Raw genomic sequence first — 14,412 nt, 5'->3', positions numbered from 1 at the left:
TTGCAGAGCCTGTTTCGGAACTCTTTATCCCGGCAGCTCGCCGGGCCGCATATCTTCCACCAAGCCGCGCTCAGGTAATAAAAAAGAGCGGGTCCTTTCGGGCCCACTCTCACTACGCGGATCGTATGAGAAGATGAATTGGCGCTGATATAGCCCTTTCCGTCCTCCCGGACAAGGCCCATCGCGGGAAAGACGAGGCTTTTTGCGCCCGGCCTGTGGCCCCCCGCGCAACGCTTCCTTCATCTAGCAGGCCTAAATTCCCTGATTGTGGGGCGACTTGGACCAAGGGCGCACCCGCGGCGTGCCCTGTACGAGTTGCGTTTTCATGACCGCTGCCACGTCGCTCATTCCCGGACTGGACGAGATCGTCAAACGCGGCGACCCCCGGCGTCGCGGTGAGATCGCGCGCGCCATCGCCCAATTGTTCTTCCAGGACGCCGAGAAGCTCCGTCCCGATCTCGTCGATCTGTTCGACAATCTGCTGATCGATCTCGTTCCGCATGCCGAGCTTGCCTCGCGCGTCGACCTCGCCGAGCGCTTCTCGCGCCTGAACAATGCGCCGCCGCATCTGGTGAGCCAGCTCGCGCGCGAAAACGAGATCATGGTGGCGGGCCCCGTGCTGCGCCGCTCGCCGGTGCTCGACGACGCCGCTCTCGTCGAGATCGCGCGGCTGAAGGGCCAGGGCCATCTGCTGGCGATGACCGAGCGCCCCGCACTGTCGGCGGTCATCACCGACGTACTGGTCGAGCGCGGCGATCGCGACGTGGTGCGTCGCGCCGCGGGCAATGCCGGTGCGGTGTTCTCGCAAGGCAGCTATTCCGAGCTGATCAAACGTGCGTCGCAGGACGGCGTGCTGACGCTCAAGATCGGCCAGCGCAACGATCTCTCGGGCGAGCACCTGAAACAGCTGCTCGACGGCACGCTCGACGTCATCCGCCGCCGCCTCTCGAGCGTGGTCAATCCCGTGCGTCAGGTCGAGATCAAGCGCGCCATGGCGGCGATCGAGGAGGCCGCGCTGCCGCCGGGGCCGCGCCGCGATTTTTCGGATGCACAGCGCACGGTGTTGACCTTGCATCGCGAGGGGCATCTCGGCGAGAGCGCGCTGCTCGGCTTCGCCAAGGCGCTCAAATATGAGGAATCGATCGCCTCGCTCGCGGCGATGTCCGGTGTCCGCCTCTCGATCCTCGATCGCCTGGTCGCGGGCGACCGCTACGATCCGATTCTGATTCTGGGGCGCGTGCTCAATCTCGGCTGGCCCACGGTGCGCGCGCTGATCCTGATGTGGTACGGCCCGCATCGCACGCCGGCCGATGCCGATCTCGAGCAGGCGCGCGTGAACTTCACGCGCCTGATGCCGTCGACGGCCGAGCGCGTCGTGAAATTCTGGCGCAACCGCCAGACGATCTAGCGCCGCCTGAACCGCAGATATGTGGTCTTGCGCCCTTCGCGCGTGGCCTTCCGGCCGTAGCGCGTCATGGTGTAGCCCGCCCATGGCTGCCGGAAATCATCGGCGCATTCGGCGAGCCACTGAAAATCCGTCGACCGCGACAGATGCATCAGCGTCCACGCGCAGTAATCGTCGATGTCGCAGACGAAACGGAATTCGCCGCCCGCCTTCAGCACGCGTGCCATCGCGGCGATGGTGCGGTCCTGGACGAAGCGCCGCTTCCAGTGCCGCCGCTTCGGCCAGGGATCGGGATGGATCAGGTCGATCCGCGACAGCGATGCCTGCGGCAGCCAGGCCAGCAGCTCGGCGGCATCGCCCGCGAACAGGCGGATGTTGCTGATGTTGGCGGCCTCGATCTGCGCGAGGATCTTTGCCATGCCGTTGACATAGGGCTCGCAGCCGATGAAGCCGGTCGTGGCGAAGGTCTGTGCCTCGGCCGCAAGATGCTCGCCGCCGCCGAAGCCGATCTCGAGCCGCACATCGTCGGCCGCGGGATCGAAGAGCTCGTTGGCATTCGCCGGCTTCTCGCCCTCGATGTCGAGTGAAAGATGCGGCAGCAGATGATCGATCAGCTCGGCCTGGTGCTGCCTGAGCTTGTGGCCCTTGCGGCGACCGAAGAAGGCGCGCTCGCTGTCATCGCGATCGGGATCTGATTTTCGTTCGCTCATCGCAGCGTCTGGTACAGGCGATGGAGCAGCCGCGCGCGGGGTTCGAGCGACGAGACGTAGATCTGCTCATAATGGGTGTGTGCGCCCTTGCCGTCGACGCCGAGTCCGTCGAGCGTTGCGGTGTGGGCGGCGGTGAAATTTCCATCCGAGCCGCCGCCGGTGTGGGTGTCGATCAGCTCGAAGCCGATCTCGGTGGCAAGCGACTTCGCATGCTCGTACAGCGAGGCGCCTGCATTGCTCTTCTCGTAGGGCGGACGGTTGAGCCCGCCCCTGACCTTGACGGTGACGCCATCCGTCTTCGATGTCAGCCCGAGGATCTTGCCGACGAACTCTTCCGCGTCGGCAAAGCTTGGCACGCGCAGGTCGACTTCGGCAAAGGCCTCTTCCGGCGTGACGTTGGGGCGCGTGCCGCCGCGCGCCACGCCGACATTCACCGTAACGCCGCGTGCCAGATCATTCATCGCTTCCAGCGCCAGGATGACGTTGGCAAGCTCGCGGATCGCGCTGCGGCCATCCTGGGGCCTCGTGCCGGCATGTGCGGGCACACCCTTGATGAATACTTCGAATCGTCCGACGCCCTTGCGTCCGGTGACGATCTTGCCGCCGTCGCGCGCGGGCTCCGTCACCAGCACGTATTTGGCCTTGCGCCCTTCCGCCTCGATCAGCGCGCGCGAGGTCGGGCTGCCGATCTCCTCGTCGGAGGTGAACAAATGGGTGATGCCGAGCGGCGAGCGATCGCCGGCGGCGCAGAGCGCGCGAAAGGCGTGATGGGCGATATAGGCGCCGCCCTTCATGTCGTAGATGCCGGGACCGAACGCGCTGTCGCCTTCGACCTTGAACGGCAGGCGCTCGATGAATCCCATCGGGTGAACGGTATCGAGGTGGCTCAGCACCAAAATGCCCGGCCGGTCCTGGCCCCAGGTCGAGCGTGCAGCGAGATGATCGCCGCAGCCATCGACGCCGGCGACGCGCTCGAGCGTAACCGGCAGATCGCGGTATTGCTCCGCGACCACGGAGATCAGCTTGTTGACCTGTTCAGGTGTGTCCGTCGGCGTCTCGATCTCCACCCAGCGGCGGATGCCATCGAGAATAGTTTGTGAATCGAACCAATTGGACTTGGTCATGAACGCATCTGTGCCTTTGAACCGCATCATCGAACAGGGCGCGCACCAAAAACGCGTCCGCAAATGACGACATAGGCCAGATTTGACGCAGTCTCAAATCGGATTGAGCCGTCGCGTCAGCGTTTGTCGGGACCTTCGCGGGCGGCGATCTGCTCGACGAGATCGACGATCGAGCGGCGCATCTTCGAATCAGTGATTCGGGTGAACGCCTTGGTCAGAGCGAGACCTTCGGAGGTCGCGAGGAAGTCCGAGACATAGGACGGCGAGGCGCCTTCGGCGAAGCCGTCCGGGCCGGCCACGCCGCTCGGTCCGCCCTCGAACAGGAACGACACCGGCACCTGCAAAATCTCGGCGATCTGCTGGATCCGGCTCGCGCCGACGCGATTCGTGCCCTTCTCGTACTTCTGGATCTGCTGGAAAGTCAGGCCCAAAGCTTCACCGAGCTTTTCCTGGCTCATGCCCAACATGATGCGGCGCATACGCACGCGGCTGCCGACATATTTGTCAACAGGGTTGGGCGCTTTCGACATTTCCTCAGCCTCCAAACATCACCTTCGGCGCAATCACAAGAATGCCTCCGGTGCCAGCAGCGTCAAAATCAAACCCTGTTATTGGGAAACATTGCGGAGAAATTTAGCAACGCCCACTGTCTTTTGCAGCCGGTGCAGAATGAGGAGGGCGCGTGCAGTCTGTCAACCGTGGGACTACGGTTGTCAAAGGATTCCGGTCGCGGCGGCCGCGAGGCGTGATCAGGGGTGCCGTTTGGCAACACGTCGGCGGACCGCCAGAAACACGGCCAGCGCAACGAGCATGGCTGCGGGCACGTCGCCCACCCGCGCATAGACGGTCGGCGGAATTGCGGCGGGCAGGTTTGCATCCAAAATGCCTTCGACGCCGAGGCCGAGGCTGGCAACGGTTCGTCCCACCGGATCGATCACCGCTGACACGCCGGTATTGGCGGACCGGACCAGCGGCAATCCGAGCTCGATTGCGCGCATCCGGGCCTGCTCGAGATGCTGATAGGGACCGGTCGATATGCCGAACCAGCCGTCATTGGTGAGATTCACGATCCAGCCCGGACGCTCATTGCGGCCGGCGACCTCGCCTGGAAAAATTGCTTCGTAACAGATCAGCGGCAGCGCGGGCGGCGCGCCGGGCACCGATAGCGCATGTCGCACGCTGCCCGGAATGAATCCGCCGCGCACGCGCGTGAGTTGCTCGAAGCCGAGCTTCTCCATCAAGTCCTGGTAGGGCAGGAATTCGCCGAACGGCACGAGGTGCAGCTTGTCGTAGACCGAGAGCACGCTGCCGTCGTGATCGATCACGTAGATCGAGTTATAGGCGCGCGTGATCGGCGTGCCCCGCGGCAGGTCGGGGGCGCGGACCGAGCCCGTGATCAGCACTGTGCCCTTCGGCAGCAATTCGGCGATCTGCGCCATCGCGTCGGCTTCGCGGGTCAGGAAGAACGGAAAGGCGGATTCCGGCCAGATCAGGATGGTGGCATCGCGCACGCCAGTGGATTGCGGCCCCGAGGCGCGGTCCGACAGCGCCAGGTATTTCTTCATCACCTCCGCCTTGGCGGCGTAGTTGAATTTCGCATCCTGCTGGAGGTCCGGCTGCATCAGGCGCAGCTTCGCGCCCGCGACCATCGTGGTCGGATGCAGCGACAGGCGGATCGCGCCGAAGACGCTCATGACAATCAGAAGTGCAATCGCAGCCGCCGGCGCGCGCCATGCCGGGCGGCGATCGGGCGTACGGTCGATCAGCGCCGCCGGGCTTGCGAAGATCGCGACGCTAAGGAACGTCATGCCCCACAGGCCGATCAGCGACGCCGTCTGCGCCAGCGGCAGCGGCTCCGACAGGGCATAGCCGAACGCGTTCCAGGGGAAACCGGTCAATGCGTGACCACGCAGCCATTCGGCGATGGTGAGACTTGCGGCGAGCGCGAGGATGCGCGTGGCATCCTTGGTCCAGAGCAGGCGGGCCAGCGCGAATCCGATCGCGGTGAAGATGGAGAGATAGGCCGGCAGGCCAAGCACGGCGAACGGCGTCAGCCACGCGAACACGTCGGCGTCGACGAAGAAGGCGTAGCCGATCCAGTAGAGGCCGGGGACGAAATAGCCGAGCCCGAACCAATAGCCCGTCAGTGCCGCGGCAGGGACGCCGCGATATCGTCCGGCGCCCGCGCCGTCGATCAGCCAGACCAGCACCGGGAAGGTGATGAACAGCACCGGAAAGACATTGAATGGCGCCAGCGCCAGCACCGACAGCGCACCGCATCCCATCGCGATGAGCGCACGCTTCCATCCCCAGGTGAGGATGATGGCAAGCGCAATCTGCCGAAACCGCTGGAACGGGCTCACTGCGAACCGGTCCCGTCGCTTGGCGGCGGGACGGGCGTGTCGCTGGAAGGCGGTTGACCGCTCTCCGGCGTGGCTTCGCGGCGGCGGCTCTCGCGCTGGGTACGCGGCGCGGGACGCTCCTTCCGTGTCGAGATGCGCAACCGCTTGACGCGGCGCGGATCGGCATCGAGCACCTCGATCTCGTAATTGCCGGGGCCGGAGATCACCTCGCCGCGCACCGGCAGGCGCCCGACGAAGCTGACGAGATAGCCGCCGAGCGTCTCGACTTCCTCACCCGCCTCGCCAGTGACAAAATCCTCGCCGATCACCGTGCGGACGTCGTCGAGGCTAGCGCGGGCGTCTGCAATGAAGGCGTTGTCGGGCAGGCGCACGATCGAGGGCGGCTCGTCGCTGTCATGCTCGTCGTCGATCTCGCCGACGATCTGCTCGACGATGTCCTCGAGCGAGACCAGTCCGTCGCTGCCGCCATATTCGTCGACCACCAGCGCCAGATGAATGCGCGTGGCCTGCATCTGCGCCAGCAAGTCGATCGCCCGCATCGACGGCGGCACGTAGAGCAGCTTGCGGATGATGCGCGCATCCTGCAGCGGTAACGCCAGGTCGACCGTACGCAGGTCGAGGCCGGCCGGCAGCGGCTTCTTGCGCTTGGTTTTCGTGGCCTCGGACACGCGTGCGCGCGCGGTCATGAAGGCGAGCAGATCGCGGATGTGGACGATGCCGATGGGGTCGTCCAGCGTCTCGTTGTAGACGACGAGGCGCGAATGGCCGGCGCTCTCGAAGCGGTCCATCAATTCGCCGAGCGGGATGTCGCGCTTCACCGCGATGATGTCGGCACGATGCACCATGACGTCGGCGATGCGGCGCTCGTGCAGGCCGAGGATGTTGCGCAACATGGTGCGCTCGACGGTCGAGAAGCCGGTGTCGTCCGGCGTCGTGGCATCGAGCACGACCTGGAGATCGTCGCGCACCGATCCCGCCTTCCAGCCGAACAGGGTGCGAATGGCACGCAGCAGCCAGCCTTCCGCGGTCGGCCGCATCACCTCGCCTGATGTCACCACGACCGGCAAATTGGCGGTATTGCGCGGATTGTCGTGAATAGGGTCGGAATCGGGCATCTCAATGCGTCCCCGGGCGGTCTGCATAGGGATCGGGTATGCCGAGATGAGACAGGATCTCTCGTTCGAGCGCTTCCATCTCCTCCGCGTCGCCATCGTTCTCGTGGTCGTAGCCGACCAGGTGCAGGAAACCATGCACGGCGAGATGGCTCAAATGATGATCGAACGGCTTCTGTTCCTCGTCCGCCTCGCGCCGCATGGTCTCGTAGGCGATCGCGATGTCGCCGAGCATACGCGGCGCATCGCCTTCCTTCCACTCACCCTCCGGCTGGAGCGCGGGGAACGACAGCACGTTGGTCGGCTTGTCGATGCCGCGCCAGTTGCTGTTGAGCGTGCGGATGCCGGCATCATCGGTCAGCATCACGGCCACTTCGGCGTCGGCAACGTCCTCGTCGACACTTTCGGCGGCGGCCGCCACCGCACGCTGGATCACCGCTTCGGAATCGGGCTCGCGCTGCCAGCAATCGGCAACGACGAGGACCTCGGTCATGGGAAGGTTTGGATGTGACATCTTGTCTGTTCGGAACCAAAGGACGCCCTGTCCGCGCCCGTATGGTCCGGTTGTTGTCTCGCTAGGATTTACCGGTGGCCGGCCGCTGCGGCTGCCCCTCATAGGCAGAGACGATTCGTGCCACGAGCTCGTGGCGGATCACGTCCTCGGCTTTGAAATGAACTTGTGCAATACCTTCGACGCCGCCCAGCAGGCGCGTCGCTTCCGCAAGGCCCGAAGTCTGGCCGTTCGGCAGGTCGATCTGCGAGGGATCGCCGGTCACGATCATGCGGCTGTTCTCGCCGAGACGGGTCAAGAACATCTTCATCTGCATCGACGTGGTGTTCTGCGCCTCGTCCAGGATGATCGCAGCGTTGGTCAGCGTGCGGCCGCGCATGAAGGCGAGCGGCGCGATCTCGATCTCGCCGGTCTGGAGCGCCCGCTCGACGATGCGCGCGTCCATGAGGTCGTAAAGCGCGTCGTAGATCGGACGGAGATACGGATCGACCTTCTCGCGGAGATCGCCGGGCAAAAAGCCGAGCCGCTCGCCGGCCTCGACCGCCGGACGCGACAGTATGATCTTGTCGACTTCCTTGCGCTCGAACAGCTGCGCGGCATGCGCGACCGCGAGCCAGGTCTTGCCGGTGCCGGCGGGGCCGATGCCGAAGACCAGCTCGTGGCGCTTCAGCGCGCGGATGTAGGAATCCTGCGCGGCAGTGCGCGCGCGCACCGGCCGCTTGCGCAAATTGATGCTGTCGAAGGTGGATTTGGCCGATTTGGCGTCGAATTCGAACAGCGAGCCCTGCGCGATCACGGCGCGGATCGCGCCTTCGACTTCGCCCTGGTCGAGATCCTGCCCCTTCACGGCCTGCGCGTAGAGTGTCTCCAGCACGCGGCGCGCGGCGTCGCAGCCGTCGCGCGTGCCGCCGATGGTGATGTGGTTGCCCTTGGAGTCGACCACGACGCCGAGCCGCCGCTCGATCTGGGCGAGATGCTGGCCGTAGGGGCCGACCAGCGCGGAAGCGGCGCGATTGTCGTCGAAGTCGATGACGACCTGCGTCTCGGGCGGAACTTGCATGTCGCGGTCAAATTTGCGGCTGGGAGCGAACGAAGACGAATCCGATGCGCTTTTTGGCAAGGGTTCAGGCTCCAATGGCTTGCGATAAAGCGGGCTCGCGCGCGTTACGCGGCGTCACGAGCTCACCGAGGAAACTATAGCGTTCGAGGCTGTCGATCCGGACCGGCAGGATCTGTCCGATGATGTCGGGCGAGGCCATCACATGCGCAGGTTGAAGGAAGGCAGTGCGGCCGACGATCTGGCCCTCCTTGCGGGCCGGACGCTCGAACAGCACATCGACCGTTGAGCCAATCGCGGCCTTGTTGAAGGCCGATTGCTGGCTGTCGATCAGTTCCTGGAGCCGCTCCAATCGCTGGTCCATCTCGGCGGGGGACACCGTCTCCTGCATATCCGCGGCCGGCGTTCCCGGCCGGGCGGAGTATTTGAACGAATATGCGGCAGCGTAGCCGATTTGCGTGACAAGCGCGAGGGTGGCGAGAAAATCTTGCTCGCTTTCGCCGGGGAAGCCCACGATAAAATCTGATGAAAAAGCAATGTCTTGGCGCGCGGACCGGAAACGGTCGATGACACGCCGATAATCATCGGCGGTATGTTTCCGGTTCATGGCGGCGAGAATCCGGTCCGAACCCGACTGCACCGGCAGGTGCACGAACGGCATCAGTTCACCGAGATCGCGATGGGCTGCAATCAAACTGTCATCGACATCGCGGGGATGGCTGGTCGAATAGCGCAGCCGCGCGATGCCGGGAATCTTCGCCAGGTGTTCGAGCAACCGGCCGAGCGGCCAGCTTGTCCCGTCCGGTCCCTCGCCGTGATAGCCGTTGACGTTCTGCCCGATCAGCGTGAGCTCGCGCACGCCGTTGTCGGCGAGCCGCTTCACGTCGTCGACGATCTTCGCCACGGGACGTGAGACTTCGGCGCCGCGCGTATAGGGCACGACGCAGAAGGTGCAGAACTTGTCGCAGCCTTCCTGCACCGTGACGAAAGCGGAAATGCCGCGCGCGCGAATCGCATCGGGTTTTGGCTGGGCCAGGAAGCCGAACTTGTCGGCTGCGGGAAACTCGGTCTCGATCGCACGGCCTTCGTCGCGCGCGCGCTTCAAAAGCTCCGGAAGGTGATGATAGCTCTGCGGGCCGACCACGACGTCAACCACCGGCGCGCGGCGCGTGATCTCCCCACCCTCGGCCTGCGCCACGCAGCCCGCCACCGCGATCTGCATCGCCCGGCCCCCGCGCGCGGCCTCGTCCTTGGCGACCCGCAGCCGGCCGAGCTCGGAATAGACCTTTTCGGAGGCCTTCTCGCGGATATGGCAGGTGTTGAGGATGACGAGGTCGGCATCCTCCGCGTTGGCCGTCTCCACGAATCCTTCCGGAGCCAGCGTGTCCACCATGCGCTGGGCATCGTAGACGTTCATCTGGCAGCCATATGATTTGATGTGCAGCTTGCGCGGCGGCGTCATGGAACCCGGAATTGAGGTGGAGGACGCCCCTCAGATATAGGCTGGAGGGGCGAAAATCCAGCGATTGACACCCAGCGGGGTGGTTCCTAGGCGCCCGCAAGGCGGGAGAACCCGGATTCCAGAGGTTTTGGCGCGAGATTCCGGGTTCATACGCGTTGCGTGTGCCTGGGAATGACGACGGGGCCGAAATCAGCCCGCCCGGGTGTTCCCCGCGACCCGCCGGACCAGGTCCGGCAAGTGCCGCATATCGTCGAACGTCAATCCGGCGCCGGCGGCACGCAGCCTCTCGGCGTGACCCGGCGGGCAATGGCTGCCGCCGTGAAAGCCCAGCACGCTCATCCCGGCGGCATGCGCGCCGGTCACTCCGGGGACGCTGTCCTCGATCACGACGCACCGTTCCGGCGCGGCTTTCATCCGTTCGGCGGCAAACAGGAACAGATCGGGTGCGGGCTTGCCGCGAGCGACCTGGCTCGCGGAAAAGATGTTCGGGGCGAGCAGGTCGTAGAGCCCGGCGCATGTCAGGCCGTGATGGATCTTCTCCGGCGTGCCGCTCGATGCGACGCATTTCGGCAAATCGATTGCGGCAATCGCTGCGGCCACGTGGGTGATCGGCTGCAAATCGCTGGCGTAAAATTGCAGCGTGGCCGCATTCACTTGGCTCTCAAGATCGTCGGGGAGGTTGTGGCCGATTTCCTGTTCGACCATCCGCCGCGCGTCTTTCTCGGATACGCCGAGGAAGCGGACCAGCACCTGCTCCGACGTGATCGGATAGCCGTGCCGTGTCAGCACGTCCGCATGTGCGCGACAGGAGATCACCTCGCTGTCCACGAGCACGCCGTCGCAATCGAAGATGATGAGATCTATAGGCACTACGGCATGATCCGGAAAAGTGTGAAGCGGTTTTCCGACAAGATCATGCCACTCAAGACGTCGGCTTGTCGTCGTCGAGCGGAACGCAATAGAGCTCGAGCCGGTGATCGACCAGCTTGTAGCCGAGCTTGCGGGCGATCTCGGCCTGCAGCTTCTCGATCTCCTCGGAGGTGAACTCGATCACCTTGCCGTCGCGCAGATTGATGAGGTGGTCGTGATGGCTGTCGCGCATCGTCTCGTAGCGCGCGCGGCCCTCGCGGAAATCATGGCGCTCGATGATGCCGGCATCCTCGAACAGCTTGACGGTGCGATACACGGTCGAGATCGAGATCTTGTCGTCGACGGCGACGCAGCGCCGGTAAAGTTCCTCGACGTCGGGATGGTCGACCGATTCCGCCAGCACGCGGGCGATGACGCGGCGCTGCTCGGTCATGCGCATGCCGGTGGCGGCGCAGCGAGCCTCGATGCCGGTCGCCTTGGAGGCGGAGGAAGGTTTAAGTCCAGTCATAGTGTGTCTGCCTGACGGGGGCGCTTTCTGCCATCAATGTTACGACAAGTCACGTCGCATCAGAAGTGCGTTCAATTGTTCCCCGTTGGGCTGCTTATAGTAGCGTTCGCGGCGCCCGACCACCATGAATCCGGCCCGATCGTAGAGCCGCCGCGCCGGCTGGTTATTTTCCTCGACTTCGAGAAATATTGTGCGCACGCCGCGCCCTGCGAGGTGGCCGAGATGCGTCATCAGCAGCGTGCCGGACAGCCCGCGGCCGCGGTGAGCCTGGTCGACCGCGATGGAGAGGATTTCTGCTTCGTCCGCGCCGATTCGCGAGACCGCGAATCCGATGGTCTTGCGGCCGAGCCGCAACCGGTGCACGAGCGTGTTGCGCTCGCCGATCATGCCTTCGAACTCGCCTTCGCCCCAGCCGCGGGCAAAGGATTGTCCGTGCAACTGCGCCAGCCGCGCGGCGTCGCGCGTGGAGGCCGGCTCGACGGCGGCCGTGCCGCCGCGCCACCATTCCGAAAGCCATCTCATCATGAGGTTGCGGCTTGTGCTGCGAACGGTGGCTGTGCGGCCGGCTTTGCGTCGGGCGCCTTCAGATAGAACGGCCGCGCCGGCGTGGTTTCGGGATTGGCCGCGGCGCCGAGCCAGGCGATCCAGCCGATGTCAGGCGCGGGCTGCGCGTCGACCGCAACGGGTTGCGGACCGTCCTTCGGCCAGCGATCGGCGAGGATCTTTGCGGCATTGCCGACCAGATGCGGCGCACCGAATTGCGAGGCCGCAATCGCCGCGTCAATTGGCACGACGCTCGGCCGCACCAGCGGGCTGCCGTCGCCGGCTACGATCTGGAAGTAGACGTGATCGTGCCGCGCATCGATCGCCGAGATCACCGGCGCCGTTCCGCTCTGGCCGACGACGGTGGCGGCATAGGCCGAAAGCGTCGTCAGCCCGACGGCGGGCCGCTTCGCCGCGAGCGCAAGGCCGCGCGCCGCCGAAATGCCCACCCGCAGGCCCGTGAAGCTGCCGGGACCGACGGTGACGGCGATGCGGTCGAGCGAGGTGAAGGCAAGATCGGCCGATTGCATCACGCGCGCGATCATCGGCATCAGCGCTTCGGCGTGGCCGCGCTTCATCAGAAGCGATTCCTCCGCAAGCAGCTGGCCGGCGTCGGTGTCGAGAACGGCGGCCGCGCACGCCTCCAGCGCAGTATCGATGGCAAGGATCAGCATCGAATCAGCTTAGTCGGTCGAGCCGCGGTCGAACCAGTCCAAGTTTGATTTCTCGACAGGCGCACGATCGGCCCCGTAATTCTACGTGGGCGCGAAGGCGACAAAATTTTCGCTCCCCATTTTCGATGCGGATGCATCAATTTGCAACCTTAGAGATAGCTAAGTGATTGAAATGTTGTCATTTTAAGTAATCATTAGCAAACCAATGACACCGTCAACGGGCGGGAGAGCGAGTCAACGACGACTCAGACGGGGCGCTTTGGCAGATCAAGCCGCGCCTGTTCGGTCATTTGGAAGGGTTCATTTATGTCTTTTTGGCGAAGCGGTTCTTCGGCTAGGGAGGCCTTGGCTCAGGTCATTGCACTCGGCAAGTCGCAGGCGGTCATCGAATTCAATCTCGACGGCACCATTATCACGGCCAACCAGAATTTCCTGGACGCGATGGGCTACCGGCTCGACGAGGTCGCCGGCAAGCACCACAGCATGTTCGTGATGCCGGAGGAGCGGGGCAGCGCGGCCTATCGCGAGTTCTGGGCGCAGCTCGGCCGCGGCGAATATCAATCAGCCGAATACAAGCGGCTCGGCAAGGGCGGTCGCGAGATCTGGATCCAGGCGTCCTATAATCCGATCATCGACGAGGCCGGCAAACCGGTGAAGGTCGTCAAGTTCGCGACCGACATCACCGCGCGCAAGATCCGCAGCCTCGAAGATGCCGGCAAGATTTCCGCGATCGGCCGCGCCCAGGCGGTGATCGAGTTTAATCTCGACGGCACCATCATCACCGCCAACGAGAATTTCCTGAGCACGGTGGGCTATCGGCTCGACGAGATCCAGGGGCAGCATCACAGCATATTCGTGGGGGCAGGTGAGCGCGATAGCGCAGCCTATCGCGAATTCTGGGCGAAGCTCGGCCGCGGCGAATTCCAGTCCGGCGAGTACAAGCGCTTCGGCAAGGGCGGCAAGGAGGTCTGGATTCTCGCTTCCTACAATCCGATCCTCGATGAGACCGGCAAGCCGTTCAAGGTGGTGAAGTTCGCCACCGACGTCAGCGCGCAGAAGCTGTCGAATGCGAATTTCGCCGGCCAGATCGAGGCGATCGGCAAGTCGCAGGCCGTGATCGAGTTCAGCATGGACGGCAAGGTTTTGACGGCCAATGAAAACTTCCTCGGCGCGCTCGGCTATACGCTGTCCGAGATCGTCGGCAAGCATCACAGCATGTTCGTGGGCGCCGACGAGCGCGACAGCGAAGCCTATCGCGCCTTCTGGGCCAGGCTGAACGCCGGTGAATTCCAGTCCGGTGAATATCAGCGCGTCGGCAAGGGCGGCCGGCAGGTCTGGATTCAGGCCTCCTACAATCCGATCCGCGATCTCAACGGCAATCCGTTCAAGGTCGTGAAATACGCCTCCGACACCACCGCCCAGGTGATCGCGCGCAAGCGCAGCGAAAAGGTGCGCGACATGATGGAATCGGTCGCCGCCGGTGCCGAGGAGCTCAACGCCTCGGTGCGCGAGATCGCGGAAGCCATGACGCGCTCGCGCGAGACCGCATCGACCGCGGTCGATCGGGTCGAGGCGGCGGACCATCAGGCGCAGCGGCTGACTCAGGCGGCGGAGTCGATGAGCATGATCGTGCAGCTGATCGGCAGCATCACCGGTCAGATCAATCTGCTGGCGCTGAACGCCACCATCGAATCCGCGCGCGCCGGCGAGGCCGGTCGCGGCTTTGCCGTGGTGGCATCTGAAGTGAAGAACCTCGCCAATCAGGCCAAGCAGGCGGCTGATCGGATCGAGCAGGAGATCGGCAATCTCAACGGCATCTCGGTCGACGTGGTCGCCGCGCTGGGGGCGATCCGGGGCGCGATCGAGGGCGTCAGCGAATATGTGTCGTCAACGGCCGCCGCCGTCGAGGAGCAGAGCACCGTCACCAGCGAAATGTCGGCGAGCATGCGCAAGGCCGCGGAAGAGGCGGCGAGCATCGGCCGGGCGGCGTAGGAGAGATCTCGTAGGGTGGGCAAAGCGAAGCGTGCCCACCTCTTCTTTTCGCGATGATTGCACGGTGGGCACGGCGCAAGC

Annotated in this window: 14 protein-coding genes; 2 read left to right on the top strand and 12 right to left on the bottom strand. The window is 64.4% G+C overall.

The genetic code is table 11. The features are described 5' to 3' along the window. Positions 1-325 precede the first annotated feature (325 nt). The gene (locus AB7G19_RS00245; RefSeq protein WP_071908931.1) at positions 326-1,408 is read left to right on the top strand and encodes a DUF2336 domain-containing protein; all 1,083 of its coding nucleotides are present in this window, start codon (positions 326-328) and stop codon (positions 1,406-1,408) included. Here AB7G19_RS00245 and trmB read toward each other — a convergent pair. The 12 genes from trmB to tsaB form a co-directional block, all read right to left on the bottom strand. Then, positions 1,405-2,115: a tRNA (guanosine(46)-N7)-methyltransferase TrmB gene (gene trmB / locus AB7G19_RS00240; protein ID WP_354115260.1), complete on the bottom strand. Its 711-nt coding sequence runs from the start codon at positions 2,113-2,115 to the stop codon at positions 1,405-1,407. The genes AB7G19_RS00245 and trmB overlap by 4 nt on opposite strands. Then, on the bottom strand, positions 2,112-3,269 hold the full coding sequence (locus AB7G19_RS00235) for a M20 family metallopeptidase (RefSeq protein WP_085405050.1): 1,158 nt from the start codon (positions 3,267-3,269) through the stop codon (positions 2,112-2,114). The genes trmB and AB7G19_RS00235 overlap by 4 nt, the downstream gene beginning before the upstream one ends. An 86-nt stretch (positions 3,270-3,355) precedes the next feature. Continuing rightward, positions 3,356-3,769 carry a helix-turn-helix domain-containing protein gene (locus AB7G19_RS00230; protein WP_008131807.1) on the bottom strand — a complete coding sequence of 138 codons (414 nt, stop codon included), beginning with the start codon at positions 3,767-3,769 and terminating at the stop codon, positions 3,356-3,358. Between the two features lie 219 nt (positions 3,770-3,988). Beyond that, positions 3,989-5,602 (bottom strand): apolipoprotein N-acyltransferase, encoded by a 1,614-nt coding sequence (lnt, locus tag AB7G19_RS00225; RefSeq protein ID WP_085405051.1) that lies wholly within the window; start codon positions 5,600-5,602, stop codon positions 3,989-3,991. Then, the gene (locus AB7G19_RS00220; protein ID WP_085405052.1) at positions 5,599-6,717 is read right to left on the bottom strand and encodes a hemolysin family protein; all 1,119 of its coding nucleotides are present in this window, start codon (positions 6,715-6,717) and stop codon (positions 5,599-5,601) included. Before AB7G19_RS00220 ends, lnt begins: the two co-directional genes overlap by 4 nt. Before the next feature lies 1 nt (position 6,718). Then, complete coding sequence (gene ybeY / locus AB7G19_RS00215; protein ID WP_223153827.1) at positions 6,719-7,207, bottom strand: rRNA maturation RNase YbeY; 489 nt, start codon at positions 7,205-7,207, stop codon at positions 6,719-6,721. 82 nt (positions 7,208-7,289) lie between these two features. Beyond that, complete coding sequence (locus AB7G19_RS00210; protein WP_071908935.1) at positions 7,290-8,285, bottom strand: PhoH family protein; 996 nt, start codon at positions 8,283-8,285, stop codon at positions 7,290-7,292. 64 nt (positions 8,286-8,349) lie between these two features. After that, complete coding sequence (miaB, locus tag AB7G19_RS00205; RefSeq protein WP_028150587.1) at positions 8,350-9,744, bottom strand: tRNA (N6-isopentenyl adenosine(37)-C2)-methylthiotransferase MiaB; 1,395 nt, start codon at positions 9,742-9,744, stop codon at positions 8,350-8,352. Positions 9,745-9,933: 189 nt separating this feature from the next. Beyond that, positions 9,934-10,614, bottom strand: a complete 681-nt coding sequence (locus tag AB7G19_RS00200) for an HAD family hydrolase (RefSeq protein WP_085405053.1) — start codon at positions 10,612-10,614, stop codon at positions 9,934-9,936. Positions 10,615-10,666: 52 nt separating this feature from the next. Then, a complete protein-coding gene (locus tag AB7G19_RS00195; RefSeq protein WP_028150589.1) occupies positions 10,667-11,122 on the bottom strand; it encodes a Fur family transcriptional regulator in 456 nt (151 codons plus the stop codon). Positions 11,123-11,161: 39 nt separating this feature from the next. Next, a complete protein-coding gene (gene rimI / locus AB7G19_RS00190; protein ID WP_063980127.1) occupies positions 11,162-11,647 on the bottom strand; it encodes a ribosomal protein S18-alanine N-acetyltransferase in 486 nt (161 codons plus the stop codon). Next, positions 11,644-12,339, bottom strand: coding sequence for a tRNA (adenosine(37)-N6)-threonylcarbamoyltransferase complex dimerization subunit type 1 TsaB (gene tsaB, locus AB7G19_RS00185; RefSeq protein ID WP_135214076.1), 696 nt, complete (start codon positions 12,337-12,339; stop codon positions 11,644-11,646). Before tsaB ends, rimI begins: the two co-directional genes overlap by 4 nt. Positions 12,340-12,645: 306 nt before the next feature. Here tsaB and AB7G19_RS00180 point away from each other — a divergent pair, with 306 nt between their 5' ends. Then, positions 12,646-14,331 (top strand): methyl-accepting chemotaxis protein, encoded by a 1,686-nt coding sequence (locus AB7G19_RS00180; protein WP_167767946.1) that lies wholly within the window; start codon positions 12,646-12,648, stop codon positions 14,329-14,331. The last annotated feature ends 81 nt before the right edge of the window (positions 14,332-14,412 follow it).

Origin of the sequence: Bradyrhizobium sp. 215_C5_N1_1 (assembly GCF_052075935.1) — a bacterium.
Classification (GTDB): domain Bacteria; phylum Pseudomonadota; class Alphaproteobacteria; order Rhizobiales; family Xanthobacteraceae; genus Bradyrhizobium; species Bradyrhizobium barranii.
The sequence above is the reverse complement of the archived record's forward strand: the minus strand, read 5'-3'. Positions and strand labels throughout refer to the sequence as shown.

Coding starts and splice junctions, on each gene's coding strand:
- AB7G19_RS00220 (WP_085405052.1), bottom strand. CDS start 6,717: ATGCCCGATTCCGACCCTATTCACGACAATCCGCGCAATACCGCCAAT.
- tsaB (WP_135214076.1), bottom strand. CDS start 12,339: ATGCTGATCCTTGCCATCGATACTGCGCTGGAGGCGTGCGCGGCCGCC.
- AB7G19_RS00245 (WP_071908931.1), top strand. CDS start 326: ATGACCGCTGCCACGTCGCTCATTCCCGGACTGGACGAGATCGTCAAA.
- AB7G19_RS00180 (WP_167767946.1), top strand. CDS start 12,646: ATGTCTTTTTGGCGAAGCGGTTCTTCGGCTAGGGAGGCCTTGGCTCAG.
- rimI (WP_063980127.1), bottom strand. CDS start 11,647: ATGATGAGATGGCTTTCGGAATGGTGGCGCGGCGGCACGGCCGCCGTC.
- AB7G19_RS00195 (WP_028150589.1), bottom strand. CDS start 11,122: ATGACTGGACTTAAACCTTCCTCCGCCTCCAAGGCGACCGGCATCGAG.
- trmB (WP_354115260.1), bottom strand. CDS start 2,115: ATGAGCGAACGAAAATCAGATCCCGATCGCGATGACAGCGAGCGCGCC.
- ybeY (WP_223153827.1), bottom strand. CDS start 7,207: ATGACCGAGGTCCTCGTCGTTGCCGATTGCTGGCAGCGCGAGCCCGAT.
- AB7G19_RS00210 (WP_071908935.1), bottom strand. CDS start 8,285: ATGCAAGTTCCGCCCGAGACGCAGGTCGTCATCGACTTCGACGACAAT.
- miaB (WP_028150587.1), bottom strand. CDS start 9,744: ATGACGCCGCCGCGCAAGCTGCACATCAAATCATATGGCTGCCAGATG.
- AB7G19_RS00230 (WP_008131807.1), bottom strand. CDS start 3,769: ATGTCGAAAGCGCCCAACCCTGTTGACAAATATGTCGGCAGCCGCGTG.
- AB7G19_RS00235 (WP_085405050.1), bottom strand. CDS start 3,269: ATGATGCGGTTCAAAGGCACAGATGCGTTCATGACCAAGTCCAATTGG.